The sequence below is a fragment of the Alteriqipengyuania lutimaris genome, assembly GCF_003363135.1.
Classification (GTDB): domain Bacteria; phylum Pseudomonadota; class Alphaproteobacteria; order Sphingomonadales; family Sphingomonadaceae; genus Alteriqipengyuania; species Alteriqipengyuania lutimaris.
Genome location: NZ_QRBB01000001.1, coordinates 2,677,800 through 2,693,060 on the forward strand (window position 1 = coordinate 2,677,800; position 15,261 = coordinate 2,693,060).

12 protein-coding genes are annotated in these 15,261 nt (G+C 65.2%); 4 read left to right on the top strand and 8 right to left on the bottom strand.

Annotated elements, in window-relative coordinates; genetic code table 11:
• From DL238_RS12915 to DL238_RS12930, 4 genes are read left to right on the top strand one after another with little or no spacing between them, the layout of a single operon-like run.
• Positions 1-519 carry a hypothetical protein gene (locus DL238_RS12915; RefSeq protein WP_115492636.1) on the top strand — a complete coding sequence of 173 codons (519 nt, stop codon included), beginning with the start codon at positions 1-3 and terminating at the stop codon, positions 517-519.
• Positions 520-522: 3 nt separating this feature from the next.
• Positions 523-1,146, top strand: coding sequence for a PadR family transcriptional regulator (locus DL238_RS12920; RefSeq protein WP_115492637.1), 624 nt, complete (start codon positions 523-525; stop codon positions 1,144-1,146).
• A gap of 39 nt (positions 1,147-1,185) precedes the next feature.
• Entirely contained in the window at positions 1,186-3,246 is a 2,061-nt protein-coding gene (locus tag DL238_RS12925) for a hypothetical protein (protein WP_115492638.1), read from the top strand.
• Positions 3,236-3,505, top strand: coding sequence for a hypothetical protein (locus tag DL238_RS12930; RefSeq protein ID WP_147291020.1), 270 nt, complete (start codon positions 3,236-3,238; stop codon positions 3,503-3,505). Before DL238_RS12925 ends, DL238_RS12930 begins: the two co-directional genes overlap by 11 nt.
• Positions 3,506-3,593: 88 nt before the next feature.
• On the opposite strand, the gene DL238_RS12935 is transcribed toward DL238_RS12930, so the two are convergent.
• The 8 genes from DL238_RS12935 to DL238_RS12970 form a co-directional block, all read right to left on the bottom strand.
• Positions 3,594-4,910: a PepSY-associated TM helix domain-containing protein gene (locus tag DL238_RS12935; RefSeq protein ID WP_115492640.1), complete on the bottom strand. Its 1,317-nt coding sequence runs from the start codon at positions 4,908-4,910 to the stop codon at positions 3,594-3,596.
• Complete coding sequence (locus DL238_RS12940) at positions 4,907-5,485, bottom strand: hypothetical protein (RefSeq protein ID WP_115492641.1); 579 nt, start codon at positions 5,483-5,485, stop codon at positions 4,907-4,909. The genes DL238_RS12935 and DL238_RS12940 overlap by 4 nt, the downstream gene beginning before the upstream one ends.
• Positions 5,485-7,599, bottom strand: a complete 2,115-nt coding sequence (locus tag DL238_RS12945; RefSeq protein WP_115492642.1) for a TonB-dependent siderophore receptor — start codon at positions 7,597-7,599, stop codon at positions 5,485-5,487. The genes DL238_RS12940 and DL238_RS12945 overlap by 1 nt, the downstream gene beginning before the upstream one ends.
• A gap of 305 nt (positions 7,600-7,904) precedes the next feature.
• Positions 7,905-9,107 (bottom strand): dipeptidase, encoded by a 1,203-nt coding sequence (locus DL238_RS12950; protein ID WP_115492643.1) that lies wholly within the window; start codon positions 9,105-9,107, stop codon positions 7,905-7,907.
• A gap of 31 nt (positions 9,108-9,138) precedes the next feature.
• Positions 9,139-10,677 (bottom strand): serine hydrolase, encoded by a 1,539-nt coding sequence (locus tag DL238_RS12955; RefSeq protein ID WP_325048444.1) that lies wholly within the window; start codon positions 10,675-10,677, stop codon positions 9,139-9,141.
• A gap of 53 nt (positions 10,678-10,730) precedes the next feature.
• Positions 10,731-11,849, bottom strand: coding sequence for a YkvI family membrane protein (locus tag DL238_RS12960; protein ID WP_115492645.1), 1,119 nt, complete (start codon positions 11,847-11,849; stop codon positions 10,731-10,733).
• Entirely contained in the window at positions 11,846-12,964 is a 1,119-nt protein-coding gene (locus DL238_RS12965) for a DUF1611 domain-containing protein (protein WP_115492646.1), read from the bottom strand. Before DL238_RS12965 ends, DL238_RS12960 begins: the two co-directional genes overlap by 4 nt.
• Positions 12,964-15,234 (bottom strand): TonB-dependent receptor, encoded by a 2,271-nt coding sequence (locus DL238_RS12970; protein ID WP_234031071.1) that lies wholly within the window; start codon positions 15,232-15,234, stop codon positions 12,964-12,966. The genes DL238_RS12965 and DL238_RS12970 overlap by 1 nt, the downstream gene beginning before the upstream one ends.
• Positions 15,235-15,261: the final 27 nt, after the last annotated feature.

Genomic DNA, 15,261 nt, shown 5'->3' on the forward strand with positions numbered 1-15,261 from the left:
ATGCTTACAATTGTTCTGATTCTGGCGATTGTCGTCATCCTCGCCAGCCTGATCGTGGCAGCGCTGCGCCGCCACGACAGCAACAACTATTTCGATCAGGATCGCCAGCCGTTCTATGCCGAGCCGGACCGGCTCGTGGAGGGCGGGCTGCTCTATTCCCAGAAGGATTACGAGACCAAGGAAGCGCACACCTACACGGTCACGCCTGCCGGCGAAGCGGGGCTGCGCGCTTGGCTGAGAGAGCCGAACAACGACCCCGGCTTGCTGATGCTGAACTATGCCGGGATCGTCGAACCCAAGGAAGCAAGGGAGCTCGCGACGAGCCGACGGCCGATCCATACGGCGCGCAAGGCGGAATACGAGCGGCTGGAGCAGCTGCTCATCAATCGCCCCGAGTGGCGATACGCGCTTGCCGCAAGCCGTCTCGGCATCCGGTTCGAGCGCGCGTGTCTCGGCTTCTGGGACGGTATCGCTGCGGAGCATTCGCCCGGGTCCGAACCTTCCGAGAAGGGAGACTGAGGCATGCTCATCATCATCCTGATCATCGCCTGCATCTTCATCTTGCTGGCCTATCTCGTCGTGACCGTGAGGCGGCACGACAAGAACGCCTATGCCGATCGCGATCGCGATCCCTTCTACAGCGAAATGGCGCGGCTCGCCGCCGCAGGCCTGCTCTACGAGGAAGAGGAGCGCCGGGTCGGCCGCCCGCGCCATTCCTTCATCGTGACGCCCGCCGGGGAGGCCGCGCTACGCACATGGCTGCGCGAACCGTTGAACGATCCGGGGCTGCTGCGGCTCTATTTCGCCGGGATAGTCGGCCCTGCCGATGTCGTCGCGCTGGCCCGCGAACAGGCTGCGAAGTGCCGCGAACGGATCGAGAAGTTCGACCGGGTAGAAGACCTCTTCGGGCGCAAGAAGGGGTGGGACGAGGAACGCGACCACCTCTCGCTGGTGCGGCGCTTCGAAAGCTTCTGTCTCGACTTCTGGGAGGAGCAGATCGCGCAGCCGCTCAACGCCCAACTCTTCGCCGATGACGGCGGCGAAAACGAACTCTCTTCGCACCTCGAAGAGACATCCGGGGAGGATCCGGAGACCAGAGGCCCACAGAAAACCGAGGGCCAAGACGAGGAGCCAAAGGACGACTGACGATCTCGACCAGCTTCGAATTCAACACAGGAGAAAGCCATGACACATGCAAGATCACGTATCGTTTCATCCATCAGCTTCAGCCTGGCGCTCTGCCTCGCGGCCTGCGGGCAAGCCGGGTCCGCCGAACAGCCGGACGATTCCGGCGAGGCAGGCAATGCGCAGCAGGAGAGCGATCCGCTGGTCCGGCAGGATAGCGAGGTGACGCGCGAGACGAGCACGGCCGACATTGTGCGTGATTCTTCCGAGACGGGGGAGCTGCAGGACGTGCAGGCGATCGAGCTGTTCACCGGCGACACCGCGCAGCCCGATCCCGCCAGGGGCATTTATCAGAAGGGGCGCGGATCGACCGCGCGTATCCAGTCCTCCGGTACGGGCAATGCGGCGGCCATCCGCCAGGCCGACGAGACGGGTGACGGCGCCGATGGATCATCCGCCACCATCGCCCTCGGCAACGACAGCAAGCTGGCCAACAATAGCACCGCCTACATCGACCAGCGCGGCGACAAGGGTGTCGTCTCGATCAACCTGCAGGGCGATTCCAATGTCTCTTTCGGTCGCCAGCACGCCAACCTCTCGGGCAGCGGAACCGGCGCGGAACAGGTGCACACACTGGCGGGCAACGGACATCGCAGCGAAATCATCCAGACGGCAGAAGCAGCGACTGCGGATGTGACGCTTTCGCAGGGCGCCAACAGCACCGGACTGGTGCAACAGGCACAGGCCGCTTCGAAGGCGTCGATCGCGATCAAGAACGGGCCTGGCAGCCAAGGCAAGGTCGTGCAGGCGGGCAATGGCCGCGGCAATAGTGCCGATATCGACATTGACGGCGCCCGCAACGACACCGAAATCACCCAGCGCTCGGACGACGGGCGGCAGGAAGGATCGGTCTCGCAGACGGGCGAAGAGTCCAAGGTGCAGATCGTGCAGGACGGCACCGGCGGCAACGTCAGCTCGATCAACCAGAACGGAGCCGACGGCAATGCCCTGATCCTGCAACAGCAATCGCCCGCCAACAAAGCGCAGATCGACCAGGAAGGCGCTTCTTCGCGCAGCCTCGAGGGCACGATCCGCCAGACGGGATCGGGCGGTCGGAACGAAGCCGATATCGACCAGACCGGGCAATCGCAGAGCGCTGTCATCCGTCAGGACGGTACAGGCGGCGGCAGCGTCGCCGGGATCGACCAGTCGACCGACGGGACCGACGAGAACGAGGCGCTCGTCGAACAGACCGTCGACGCGCAATCGGGTACCGACACGGTCGATATCGATCAGGGCGGCAGCGCGAACAGCGCCAGAGTCAAGCAGAGGCGCACCGACGGCGGCACGGGCAGCAATGCGACGATCACGCAACCCGGCGTGCGCGGGATGGCTATTATCGAACAGGACGGACCTTCGCTGAAAGGGCAGGTCGACCTGAACGGAAATTCCAACGAGGGCCGCATCCGCCAGAAGGGATCAGGTGGCGCCAGCGAAGCGTCGATCAAGACGGGCACCGGGACCGACAACAACACGGCCGAGATCAAGCAGAACAGCGGCGGCCTCGTCGCGTCGATCGACCAGATATCTCCCGGCAACTCGGCCACGATCGAGCAGGACAACCCCTCGCCCTCGCAAGGGACGGTCGAGGCGGATATCGATCAGAGCGCCGACGTGCAGAACAGTGCGGCGATCCTGCAATCGGGATCGGGAACGGTGCGAACCGCAACGCTCGCGCAGTCGGGGCGAGAGAACGACGGCCGGATCGAACAGTCAGGTGCCGGCAACCAGGTGACCGCCAACGTCCAGATGGGCGGCGATCTCAACGTGGTGAAGCTGATACAGAATGCGCAGGGCAGCGGATCGGTACAGGCCCAGTTGCAGCAGCAGGGCGACGACAACGAGATGAGCTTCCGCCAGCAGGGAAGCGCTCTCGGCGCAACGCTGTCGCAGGATGGCAACGGCAACACGATCGACGTCAGCCAGAGCGGCAGCGGCTACGACATTTCCATCATGCAGAAGGGGGACAATAACCGTTTCCGGATATCCTACTCCGGACCCAGCGAGGGTGGCGGAGGCTTCTCCGTGACGCAGACCGGAGGCGAAACGCGTGAAGAGTAGCACACTCCTGGGGGCCGCGGCGTTGCTGTTTTCAACGGCATCGTCGGGGCCCGCCACCTGCGACGGTGCGCGCGGCGCGTTCTGCGCCGACGCGGGATCCGCCAATCAGGGACTCATCATCACGCGAACCGCCCGGATCGAGTTCGAAATCGGCGAAAGCGAGCTGCGCCTGACCATCGACGACACCCGGTCTGGCGCCAAGACTATCCTCGATCTTCCGTCCGTGAGTCCGGGCGAGACTGGGGAAAGCCCGCGCTGATCGCGCTGATCCGCACGATTGCCGCTCGACAATGTCGATCCTCTGGGTCGAGCCTCGGGAGAGTCGCGGCGGACTTCCCGAGCGGATGTCACTCGGCCGGGACGGGGTGCGACGGCATGATGCCGCTCGTCCTTTGTCGCCGGGCGCGCAGCATCCATGCGGCCATCGTCAACACGCAGACTGCCCAGAAGATCGCTACGAAGGGTGCCGCATTGCCCAGGGCGAGGCGCGCCGCCAGTGTCGCGATCAGCCCTGCCGGGACGCCGATCACGAGACCCCACCAGCTCGCCCGGAGGTAGGTCGCTGGCTTCCCCGATCTCTCGCGCTTGTCGAACCAGACGAACGTCCCCGTCGCCACCACGACGGTCATCGCCAGTCCGAAGAGGATGTAGGCGATCTTGACCGGCAGGCCGCCGAAATTGCCGAAATGCAGATTGTAGGTGGACGCGGCGAGCTGCTGCCCCACCGTGCCGTCCGCCATGCCGACAGTGCCATGGAATTCGCCGTCGCCCGAGAATGCGTAGTATTCGCCGAAGATCAGACGGCGGGGGTGTTCGCCCACGATCTGCATGTGCTGGCCCGGGGTGCCGGGATCATGCAGGATGACGTAGTAGGGGAGAACCTCGGGATATTCGCGCTCCATGAAGGCGAGTGCAGTCCGCGCGTCCGGGACCGGCCCGGGCGAAGCATCGCCCTCCGGCTCGCTGCCGAAAACGGGCGCAAGCGCGGCGGCGCTGTCTCCGCCATAGGCTGACATGGCGAGGCCCGAGCCCGAGATGTAGAACAGCCCGATCATCGATCCCGTCAGCGCGATGGCGAGTGCGAATGGCAAGGTCCACACGGCCAGCCGGTTGTGCCAGTCGAGCGTCGCGACATCGTCCCCCCGGCGGGCGCGCAGACGGAACGCGTCGCGGAAGATGCGCGGGTGCGCAACGATGCCGGAGATCGCCAGAGCGACCAGCATGGCGCCGAACATGCCCACCAGCGACATGCCGATCATCGCGGGTAGGTTCAGCCGGTAATGCAGCGCGAGCAGGAATTCGGCCCAGGCATTCTCTTCGGGTTTCGCGATCTGCCCCTGCGCATCGATATGGACCGCCTGCGTATCGGTGGTGATCGTGGTGCGCGGCAGGGCCTCGGTCGGAAGGTGCACGTAGAGATGCGTCGTGGCCGGTCCGTCACTCTCGCTGGCGAGCACGTTCTCGATGCCGCGCTGGACGTCGGCCGGCGCGATCTCGGTCATCTCGGGCGCGTCGCGCTGTTCGAGCCTCTGCCACTCCTCGTAGAGCACGATGGCGGTGCCGGTGGCGCAGATCAGGTAGAGCAGCGCGCAGCACACCAGGCCCAGCGCCGAGTGGGCGGAGATCGCCTTGCGAACCGTGTCCTTGGAAAACGCGACGGTCATACAGTGCCTCCCTGTAACAGGAGAAACGGTGCCGAGACAGCAGCGAGGCCGAGCACCCAGCCCCATTGCGCGGCGCGGCGCGACATCATCAGCAGCGCGAAGGAGAGGATCGGCCATGCGAGGGGGACAGTTGCCAGAACCGCGACATTCCCGTCCGCCTCCGCGCCCCCGGCCAGCAGGATCAGCGCGCGCACGGCAAGCGCCAGCAGCACGCTCGCGCCCAATGCAAGCGGGCCGGCAAGCGTGAATGTCAGCCCGCCGGACCACCAGGCGGACGAAGCTTCGTCGTTGCCGCGATGGCTCGTCCTGACGGTTTTCGCCCGCGCCTTGCGGGCGGGTTTCGTCGCGGCGAAGGCCAGCGCGACGAACGCCGCGAAAGTCGCGACGAGCACCGTGACCGCAATGCCCCACTCCCCGGCAGCGAGATCGCCCGCAACGAGCGCCGCGAGCAGCGTCGCCCATCCCGCGATGTTCAGCGGGCTTGAGCGGTCCGACCTGCCCCACGAGACGCGGAGCACGGCCACGCCGGCGATCGCCAGCGCAGACGCCAGCCAGATCGGAGCATCGCCACCCATCAGAATGCCACGGTCAGCGAGCCGTTGATGCTGCGCTTCTCGCCGGGGAAGCAGTCCCCGCGCACGAGGCAGACCGCATAATATTCCTCGTCGGTCACGTTGCGCGCGGTCAGCCGCAGTGCGAACCGGTCGAAGTCGTAGCCGATCGACAGGTCGCCGACGGTCCGCCCGTCCACGCGATAGGTCAGCAGGCTGCCGTCGATCGCCGAAAGTCCGTTGCTTTCATTGCCGCCGACATAGCGGATGCCGCCACCGAGGCTGAGCCCGTCGAGCGCGCCCCGGAAATTGTACAGCGCGAACAGCGATGCCTGCCAGTCGGAGATAGAGGTCAGCGGCAAGCCATTAGGGTCTTCCGCATCGAGATAGCTGACGTTGCCGTCTATCCGGAGTCCGCCGATCAGCGCGTTGGCCTCCAGCTCGGCGCCGCGGACCTTCGAGACACCCTCCTGCTGGCTGTTGCCACCGACGAGCGAGTTGGGATTGGGCAGGTTGGAAACCTCGATGTCGAAGACCGATGCGGTGACCAGCGCGTTGATCCCGGTCGGCTGCCACTTGATGCCCGCTTCGTACTGGCGCCCCTCCTGCGGCAAGAGCTGCTGGTTGGTGACGGTGTCGATTCCGACGACCGGCTCGAAGCTCTCGGCATAGCTGGCATAGGGGGAGATGCCGGCGGGACCGCGCCAGAGCAGGCCGAAGCTGAGGCTGGTGGCGTCGTCCTTCTGGGTCGTGCCGTTTTCCACCCGGTTGCTCACATCGTCGAAGCGCACGCCCGCGTTGGCGACCAGTGAACCCCAGCTCATCTGGTCGGAGATGTAGATGCCGGTCGAATCGACGAAGTTGCGCGGGCCGTTGCCCTGCAGCTGTCGGATTTGCTCCACGCTCGGCACGTTCTGGTACTGTGGGTCGAACACGTTGAGCGTGCCCGCGTTGAACACGTAGGCGGTGTCGGAATCGGTGAAGACGTCCTGCGCCTGCACGCCTACCAGCAGTTCGTGCTCGATCGGGCCGGTCGAGAACTCGCCGCGCAGGCGCGCGTCGAGGGCCAGCTGCTCGCTGCGGTTGTCGGCAAGGTAGTAGGTCCACGCGCCGTTGCCGTCGGCATCGATGCGCGGCACACCGTTGCCCTGGAAAGCGATCCACGCCTGACGATAGTCGGCCACCGAATCGACGTAACGGCCGACCGCCTCGACCGAGAACACGTCCGACAATTGCTGTTCGAGGAGCAGCGTCAGCGCGAAGCTTTCGGTGTCGTAGGCGTTGAAGCCGGGCGCGCCCATATATTCGTAGGGGTCGATTTCCTGCCCGCTGGCCGAAGGGAACAGCGTACCGGTGACCGGCAGGAACTGGTGCGCGGTGTCCGAATCCTGCTTCGAATAATTGGCGAGGATGGTGACCTCGGTGCCGGTGGCCGGGCGCAAGGTGAGCGCGGGGGCGAGCACCAGCTTGTCGTCGTTCACCTCGTCGATCTGGGTGTCGGCATCGCGCAGGATGCCGACGAAGCGGAACTGCGCCTGGTCCTCTGCACCGGGGATCGCGACGTTGATGTCGGTGGCAATCTGCTTGCGGTCGAAGCTGCCGTAGTCGAGCCGCACTTCGCCTTCGGTCTCGCCGTGGGGCCGCTTGGTCACCACGTTGATGATGCCGCCGGGCGAACCCGCGCCGTAGAGCACCGAGGCCGGACCCTTCAGCACTTCGACCTGCTCGAGCGTGTAGATGTCCTGTCGGGTCGTGTTGTAGAACCCGAACAGGTACTGCAGGTTGTCGCGATATTCGGGCGCGTCGAGGCCGCGAACCTGCGCGAAATCGCCGCGGGTGGAAAAGCCGAAGGGCTCGGCCGTGACGCCCGCCGAATAGGTCAGCGCGTCGTCGAGCGACTGGGCGCCCTTCTCCTCGAAATCCTGCTCGGTCTCGATCGAGATCGAGCGTGCAGTCTCGACGATCGGCGTGTCCGATTTGGTCGCTCCGAAATCGGTCAGGGCACCCGTGACCACGATGGTACGCTCATCGCTTTCATCCCGCGGATCGCCAGTCTCGGCGGGCTGTGCCTGCGCGAAGGCGGGGGACGCGGCAATCAATGCCAGCGTGGCGGTCGTAGCGGCGAGAATCGGCTTCACAAATAGCTCCCTGAACACAAGATGATCGCCCGCTAATGCAACGTAGTCGCAATTGCAATCTAGGCGATGCGATTTCTCGGCTCAAGAATTGTGCGAAGGATTGTGTCCAGTGCGCTCAAACATGCCCAACGACGGCCTGAAAGCACCGCAGGAGAACGCAACGCACATCATGGAACTGCCGCCAGATCGTACCGCCATCGGAACGTTGAAATCCCGGTGCAGAACATTTCGCGCCCGACATCAAGCCAGCACGAGGCAGCGCTGGCCGGAAAACCGGTATGCTTATTCAGCGGGCGGGACGGCGATCAGCGAGCGCGCGCAGCCTCGACCGCGCGCATGATCCGGAGCACGTTACCGCCGGTCATCTTGCCGATGTCTTCGCGCGAATAGCCCGCTTCCAGCAGGCGGGCGGTGACTGCGGGAAGATCGGTGATGTCCATCAGGCCATCGATCCCCCCTCCACCATCCCAGTCGGTCCCGAAGCACACGTGGTCGACGCCCGCGACGTCGATCAGATGCAGCAGCGCTTCCATGTAGCGATCAAAACCGACGTCCCACATCGGCTGGGTCGCGTCGAGGGCGCGCCATTTGCGGCTGAGTTCGCGTTGCTGTTCGGGAGACATCTGCGCGATACGATCATACTGGTCGAACAGTTCGCCGCGCGTCCCCGTCAGGTTCAGCTCGCTCATGAAGATCGACGACATGCACACCGCTCCACCGTTTGCCGCGATCCGGCGAACGCGGGCGTCGTCGATGTTTCGCGGATGCTCGTAGGCCCAGCGCGGCGAGGAATGCGACAGGATGATCGGCGCTTGTGAAAGCTTCAGAAGCTGGTCGAGTACGGCATCCGAAGAATGACTGGCATCGATGATCATGCCCAACCGGTTCATCTCGCCGACCCACTCGCGGCCGAGCGGACTGAGCCCGTTCCACCTAGGATCATCCGTGGCTGAATCGCCCAGCTGGTTCGCCCCGCCATGGACCGGCCCAGCCATGCGGACGCCGGATTCGTAGAATTCGAGCATCAGCGAGAGATCCTCGCCGATCGGATAGCTGTTCTCGATCGACTTGAATGCGATCAGCTTGTCCTCGGCGGTCAGCGCTTCCGCCTCGGTCGCGCTCCTCGCCAGCCCGATCATATCGGGAAACTTAGCCAATTCCCGGTCGATCGCCTCGGAGCGGCCTCGCGCATGGTCGAGCGCGTTGCGATATCCCTCGGCAGTCAGCGGGCCCTGATCGGTGAAGATGACGAAGAAGCCCCCATCCAGATTTCCCGCCGCCATCCGCCCCAGATCGACCTGCGCGATCTCGCTCGACACGTCATGCGCTGCGGAGAAATCCCAGCCCTCGCGCCCGAAATTGATCGGCGTATCGAGGTGGGTGTCGAGCACGAGGAGGTCGCGATGAACGTCCCCGGCCTGCAGTTGCACGGGTTCGCTGCCCTGCCCCACCGCACAGCCCGTGAGCGTTGCGGCGACGAGCAGGGCTGTCGCGATTCTACTGGTCATGACGTGCTACTCTCGGATTGTGGCCGCCGCGTCACTGTGCGCCTGCGGCGACGGGATGAAACTCCAGATCGTGGTAGTCCCAGCTGAAATCGGCCACGGGCGACACCGCCTCCATGGTGATCCGGTCCACCGCCCCTTCGGCGTCGAGCGAAAAGGTCACATAGGCAGGTTCGAAACTTTCATCCTCGTAGCGCGTGATGAAGGTGTCGTACTGCCAGTGTTCGAGCCGGGCAGTAACCCCTTCCCAGTGCGGGAACGCGACCCGCAAGCCTTCATCGCCAGCGTTCACGGTGATCTTGCCGAACCACGGATCGGCGTAGTCGCCGGCATAGCCTGCCAGCGGCAGCGAGGGGCCGACATCGGCAGGCTCCTTGCCCGGCGCGGCCAGCTGCTGCGCCGCACTGGCGAAATAATTGTCGATGAAATCGCCGAAGGCGGCGGGCCAGTCGTTACCTTCGACCCCCAGATAGTGGTCGAGAAGTTCGAACTGCAGCCCGGTCAGCAGCCCCGCCTCCTCGCTGTTGGTCGCGAGGAAAAAGCCCACGTTGCGATCGGGCAGCAGGACGAGGCGGGTGATCGATCCATAGACCCCGCCGCCATGCATGACGACGCGTTCGCCCCGGTAATCGCGCACGTCCCAGCCGAGCGCGTAGGTGTTGAACATGGGTGCTGTCTCGGAAAGCGCACCGGCATAGATGGGCGTCGGCTTCAGAACCACGGGCTCCCACATCTCGCGCGCCTGTTCTTCGCTGAACAGCCGCGCATCACCCGGCAGGTCGCCCAGCGCCAGTTGCAGCTCGATCCACTTCGCCATGTCGTTGGCACTCGCGGCGATCCCGCCCGCCGGCGCGGCGACCTGCGCGACGACCAGCGACTCGTCGAGCCGCTCCATCGTGCCCATCCCGCGGATCGGCCCGTCGATCCGCGCGTGCGAGTCCGCCACCAGGTCGTCGGGGCCGCGCGCATTGTTTTCCACCGTTGCGCGGGTCATTCCCGCAGGGCGAAGGATGCGGTCGGTCACGAACCGCTCCCAGTTCTGATCGGTCACCCGCTCGATCAGGCGGCCCGCCACCATGTAGAGGATGTTGTCGTAGGCGTAGCTGCTGCGAAAGCTGGTCTCGAGCGGGATTTCGCCGAGCCGTTCGACGATGTCGGCGCGGGTGAGGTCGCTGCGCGGCACGAACAGCAAGTCGCCTGCGCCAAGGCCAAGTCCGCTGCGATGGACGAGCAGATCGCGCACCGTCATCTCGCGCGTGACCCAGGCGTCCTTCATCCGGAATTCGGGCATGATGTCGACGACCTTCTGGTCCCAGCCGATCCGCCCCTCGTCCACCAGAATGGCCAGCGCGGTCGAGGTGAAGGCCTTGGTCACCGAACCGATCGCAAAATTGGTATCGGGCCCGACCGCGACCGGGTCTTCAAGATCGGTGACGCCGAAGCCGTCGGCAAAGGTGACCTCGCCATTCTCGACGATCGCGATCGACAGGCCCGGGGCCTCGAACCGGTCGAGAAGGGCATCGGCGCGTTGCTCCAGGTTCGCGGGCGGTTCGGCGGCGGCGGGTGTAGCCACCAGCCCACAACAAAGGACGACGGGAGCAAGAATGCGGAGCTTACGCATACGGGTCATGACGGGGCGGCCTCCAGGTTTTGCGAAAAGATACGGAACGTGCCGAGCGTCAGCAAAGGCACAACGAAAAGGACCAGCATGATCCAGCCGAACGCGCCGTAGCCGGCGGCGATCAGATCGATCAGGCCGAGCTGCGCGGCGAGGAGGCCGGAGCCCAGGACGATGGCCGCGCTAAGCCCTATGCGCGCGGCCGCAGGAAAGGTCACGCCACGCTCGCGGGCTGCGGACATCGCGCGCTCCTCCAGCGCGTTGACCATCCCGATGCCCGTTTCGAGCAGCGCGATGAAGATCATCCCCTGGAACACGAAGGCGAACCACGGCACTCCGATGCGCGCGAGGAGATAGTCGGATGGCAAGGCGGCGGCACCGATCTCGGGCATGAAGGCGACCATGCTGAGGAAGAAGCCCAGGGCCGGAAGCATTGCGAGGGGCCCTGCGAGCAATCCCGAGACGAGCGCATCGCGGCGGGTCACCTGGTGCCGCAGGAAGGGCAGGATGAGGACGGCGCCGATGACGTTGTAGCTGGCGTAGGTGATCCCGCCGAGCGCCCAGTCCGAACCGGGCGGCGAGCTCGCCAGCTTGCTCCCGATCTGGTCGCTGAACGCCCAGAGCGCCAGCGCCAGGAAAACCGCGTAGACCGCGTAGATAAGCACGGAGGAGTAGCGGAACATGCGCTCTGCCGCAGCTGTGCCAAGGCTGACCACCGCGATGATAAGTGTCAGCAGCAGCCCCGTGCCGATCAGTGTCGGCCAGCCGAACAGGGCCGTGCCGATCTCACCCGCAGCCGCCGCGATCACCGCGATCACGAGCACCATGAACAGGACGTAGGCGATTTCGAACAGGATCCACCCGGGCCCCAGCAGCTCGGCGAAGAAACCGCGATAATCATTCGCCCGTACGATGCGGGCAAATTCGAAGGTGACGGCGCACACGATGCTCCAGATCGCCATCGCGAGAAGCAGGCCGAGCAGGCCGCCCAGCGGGCCGCTGCCCACGAAAAACTCGGCGATCTCGCGCCCGGTGGCATAGCCGCCCCCGATGACGACCGCCTTGAACGCGAGCCCCGGCAGGACCAGCCGCCGGAAGACCCCGTTCGAGGCGGCCGCATCGCTCATTCGGCGAGGCAGCTTTCGACGAGGGTGTCGAAGGACTCGCCGCCCCGGATCGGGTCGGCGACGGGCATTCCCAGCCGGGCGGTTTCGCGCGCCAGCAGATCGTTCGCCTCATCGGGGCCGAGCGTCGAGGTGTTGAGCGATACGCCTGCGCAGCGGATCGCCGGATTGGTCCTGCCGCCGAGCCTGATCGTCAGTTCGGCCAGCTCCTCGATCTCCGGCAGCGGGAAATCCGGGTGGCCGAGCACGTGCCGGCGCGCAGGATCGTGGCAGATAACGAACACGTCGGGCTGGCTACCATGCAGCAGCGCCATGGAGACGCCTGAATATGCCGGGTGATACAGCGATCCCTGCCCTTCGACGATGTCCCAGTGATCGGCCGCGTTATCGGGAGACAGGAGCTCAGCCGCGCCAGCGGCGAAGTCAGCGACCACCGAATCGAGCGCGATGCCGGCCCCTGCAATCAGGATACCGGTCTGCCCGGTCGCGCGGAAGTCGCTGTCCACCCCGCGCGCGGCGAGCGCTCTCGCAATGGAGAGTGCCGTGTATTTCTTGCCCAGCGCGCAATCCGTGCCCACCGTCAGGAGGCGTCTGCCACTGCGCTTGCGCCCCGTGGCGACCGGAAGATCGGCCGGAGGGGTCCGGATGTCCACCAGACGCTGCCCGTATTTCTCGGCAGCCGCGCGCATCCCCGGAAGGTCGGCAAGCCTCGCATGCATTCCACTCACGATGTCGAGCCCCGCCGCCAGCGCCTCTTCCAGTGCAGGCATCCAATCCGGCGCGATCCGGCCGCCCGAATTTGCGATACCGATCACCATCGACTTCGCGCCCCGCTCCGCCGCTTCGGCAGGCGAGAGGCGGGTCAGCCCGGTGCTGACGGTCGCCCCGGGAAGGACGGATTCGCCAAGGCACTTGTCGCCCGCCCAGTCGCGAAGGCCAAAGGCGGTCTTGGCATAACCCGCCTCCGTGCAGTCGCCGAGGAAGAGAAGGTATGGCGTGCGCAAGGCGCCGACGTCGTCGCCCGTCGTATCCTCCGGACGAGACGGCGCGCCTGCGTCATCTTCGTCGGCAGAGGCCCGGGATGCCAGCGCCACTGCGCCGCCCTTGCTATCCATCATCAGAAGCTGGCTGCGGCTGTGACACCGAAGGTCCGTGGACGGATCGGCGATGCGGAGAGCAGCGTGCCGGGGCGTTCGCCCAAGCCACCCAGGGCGGTCAGTCCACGAGAATTCGTCACGTTCGTGGCGTAAGCGGTGATGCTGAAGCTGTCGAACGCCACCCCGGCGCGCAAATCGACCTTCTCGTATCCGTCGACTTGCAGCCTGCGCCCGAACAGCGAGCGATAGGTCGAGTCGAACCCGCCCGCCTGGTCGCTCACCAGCCGTGCATCGCCTCCGACGAAAGCCGTCGCGCCACTGCCGAGGGCCCATTCGTAATCGACGCTGAGTGTCGCGGTCAGCTCGGGCGTAAAGGGCAGCTGATCGCCCTCCAGCCCGCCGGTTACCGGCGGCGTATCCTCGGTCAGTTCGGCATTGTTGTAGGCACCATTGATCGCCAGCGTGAAGCCGTCCGCAGGACGCACGGTCGCGGTGAGTTCGGCACCGTAGACGCGCGCCCCCTCGCCATTGTCGTTCGCGCCCACCGGACCGATCGCGGTGTCGAAGGCCGCGAAAATCAGGATGTCGTCCCAGTCGAGATAATAGATCGCACCATCCACGCTGAAAGTCCGGTCGATCGTCTCGCCGCGGAAGCCGACCTCGTAGCTCACAACGGTGTCCGCATCGTACTGGACCGGGAAGTCGGCGCCGGCACCCGGCGGCACGACGTTCGGTCCGCCCGGACGATAGCCCTTGGCGACGCGCGCATAGATCGAGCTGAAGTCGCTCAGCTCGTATCGTGTATCCGCCGACCAGGTGACGACGTCTTCGCTCGATTCACCCTCGGTGATGTTGGGCGAAGGCAGGCCCTGCAGCGGCTGGAAGGCACCGCGTTCGGTCTGGATCACGGTCTGATCGTTCCGGCTGTATCGCACGCCCCCGCCGACTTTCCAGCGCGGGGTCAGCTCGAAACCGACATTGGCGAAGGCCGCGACCTCTTCGTAGGTCGAATCCAAGTTGAGGACGAGCAGTTCGGGAAAGCCGAGGACGGCCGGATCGAACAGCACGCCGGTATCCTGCACGAAGGGCACGAGCGTCTGTTCGATCTTCACCGTCTCGTCGGTGTAATAGCCGCCGATCTGCCATTCGAACGGACCGCCTTCATTGGAAGACAGGCGCAGTTCCTGCGTGAATTTTTCCTGGTTGAGCGGCGCAGCGAGAAACACGCCCACGTCATCCGTCCGTCCACCGAACGACTGATAGACGAAGGTAACGGTCGGACCGAAACCGATCGTGTTGTCGGTCAGCTGCCGTTGATCGAGCTCGCCGAAGCTGGTGACCGAGGTGGCGGTCGCAAAGCCGAGATCGAGATCGATCGTTCCGTTGTAGAGCCGGTAATCGACATCGTTGTTTTCCGGATAGAACTCCGTCCGCACGAACCCGTCGACGGGATCGCCGGTGTTGGGGTCGGTCTGGACCGGATCGCCGGTGACGGGATCCGCATCGTAGGAACTGGGCGAGCCGGCGCGGATATTCTGCGCGATCGCGGTCAGGCGGACCGAGAATGCGGACGTCGGTTCGAACAAAGCCGAAATCCGTCCACCATAGATCTCCGCCTCGTCGATCTCTTCCTCGAAGCTGCGGCCGACCGCGTCGACGAAACCCGCCTCCTTGCGATAGAAGCCGCTGGCGCGCACCGCGAGCGTATCGCCGATGGGCACGTTGACGACGCCGTTCGCGCTCCATCCCGTACCGCCGCCATCGACCGTTTCGACACCGGCCTTCGCGCGGCCCTCGAATTCGCCGAGCTGGGGCGGGGTGGTGACGAAGCGGATCACGCCGCCAAGCGCATTCGACCCATACAAAGTGCCCTGCGGCCCGCGCAGCACCTCCACCCGTTGCAGATCGAAAGTGTCGAAGTCGCCGGCAAGGACCGCAGCATTGCCGAGGCTGGAGCTGGAGCCGAACGGCGTGTCGTCCACATAGATCGCAACGGTCGAACCGACCGATCCGGTATTGACGCCGCGCAGGATCACGCGCGTCTCTCCGGGGTTGCTCTGCGTCAGGCTGAGGCTGGGGACCAGTTCGACATAGTCGGTGAAGCTGTCGGCCTGCTGGCGCTCCAGCGTCTCTTCGCTCACCACGCTGATCGACTGCGGAACCTCGCTGAGCGCCTGGGTGCGCTTCTGCCCGGTGACGATGATCACCTCGCCGCGATCGGCACGGACTGGTTGCTCGACCTCGTCGTCCTGCCCGTCCGTCTGCGCGATCGCAGCTGCGGGCATTGTCATGGCAAGGACGGCTACGCCTGCGGCAAG

What these genes read in the sequence shown, in the direction of transcription:
- DL238_RS12940 (WP_115492641.1), bottom strand. Translation starts at nt 5,485, where the DNA reads ATGGGTGGCGATGCTCCGATCTGGCTGGCGTCTGCGCTGGCGATCGCC.
- DL238_RS12960 (WP_115492645.1), bottom strand. Translation starts at nt 11,849, where the DNA reads ATGAGCGATGCGGCCGCCTCGAACGGGGTCTTCCGGCGGCTGGTCCTG.
- DL238_RS12915 (WP_115492636.1), top strand. Translation starts at nt 1, where the DNA reads ATGCTTACAATTGTTCTGATTCTGGCGATTGTCGTCATCCTCGCCAGC.
- DL238_RS12950 (WP_115492643.1), bottom strand. Translation starts at nt 9,107, where the DNA reads ATGACCAGTAGAATCGCGACAGCCCTGCTCGTCGCCGCAACGCTCACG.
- DL238_RS12925 (WP_115492638.1), top strand. Translation starts at nt 1,186, where the DNA reads ATGACACATGCAAGATCACGTATCGTTTCATCCATCAGCTTCAGCCTG.
- DL238_RS12970 (WP_234031071.1), bottom strand. Translation starts at nt 15,234, where the DNA reads ATGACAATGCCCGCAGCTGCGATCGCGCAGACGGACGGGCAGGACGAC.
- DL238_RS12920 (WP_115492637.1), top strand. Translation starts at nt 523, where the DNA reads ATGCTCATCATCATCCTGATCATCGCCTGCATCTTCATCTTGCTGGCC.
- DL238_RS12965 (WP_115492646.1), bottom strand. Translation starts at nt 12,964, where the DNA reads ATGATGGATAGCAAGGGCGGCGCAGTGGCGCTGGCATCCCGGGCCTCT.
- DL238_RS12935 (WP_115492640.1), bottom strand. Translation starts at nt 4,910, where the DNA reads ATGACCGTCGCGTTTTCCAAGGACACGGTTCGCAAGGCGATCTCCGCC.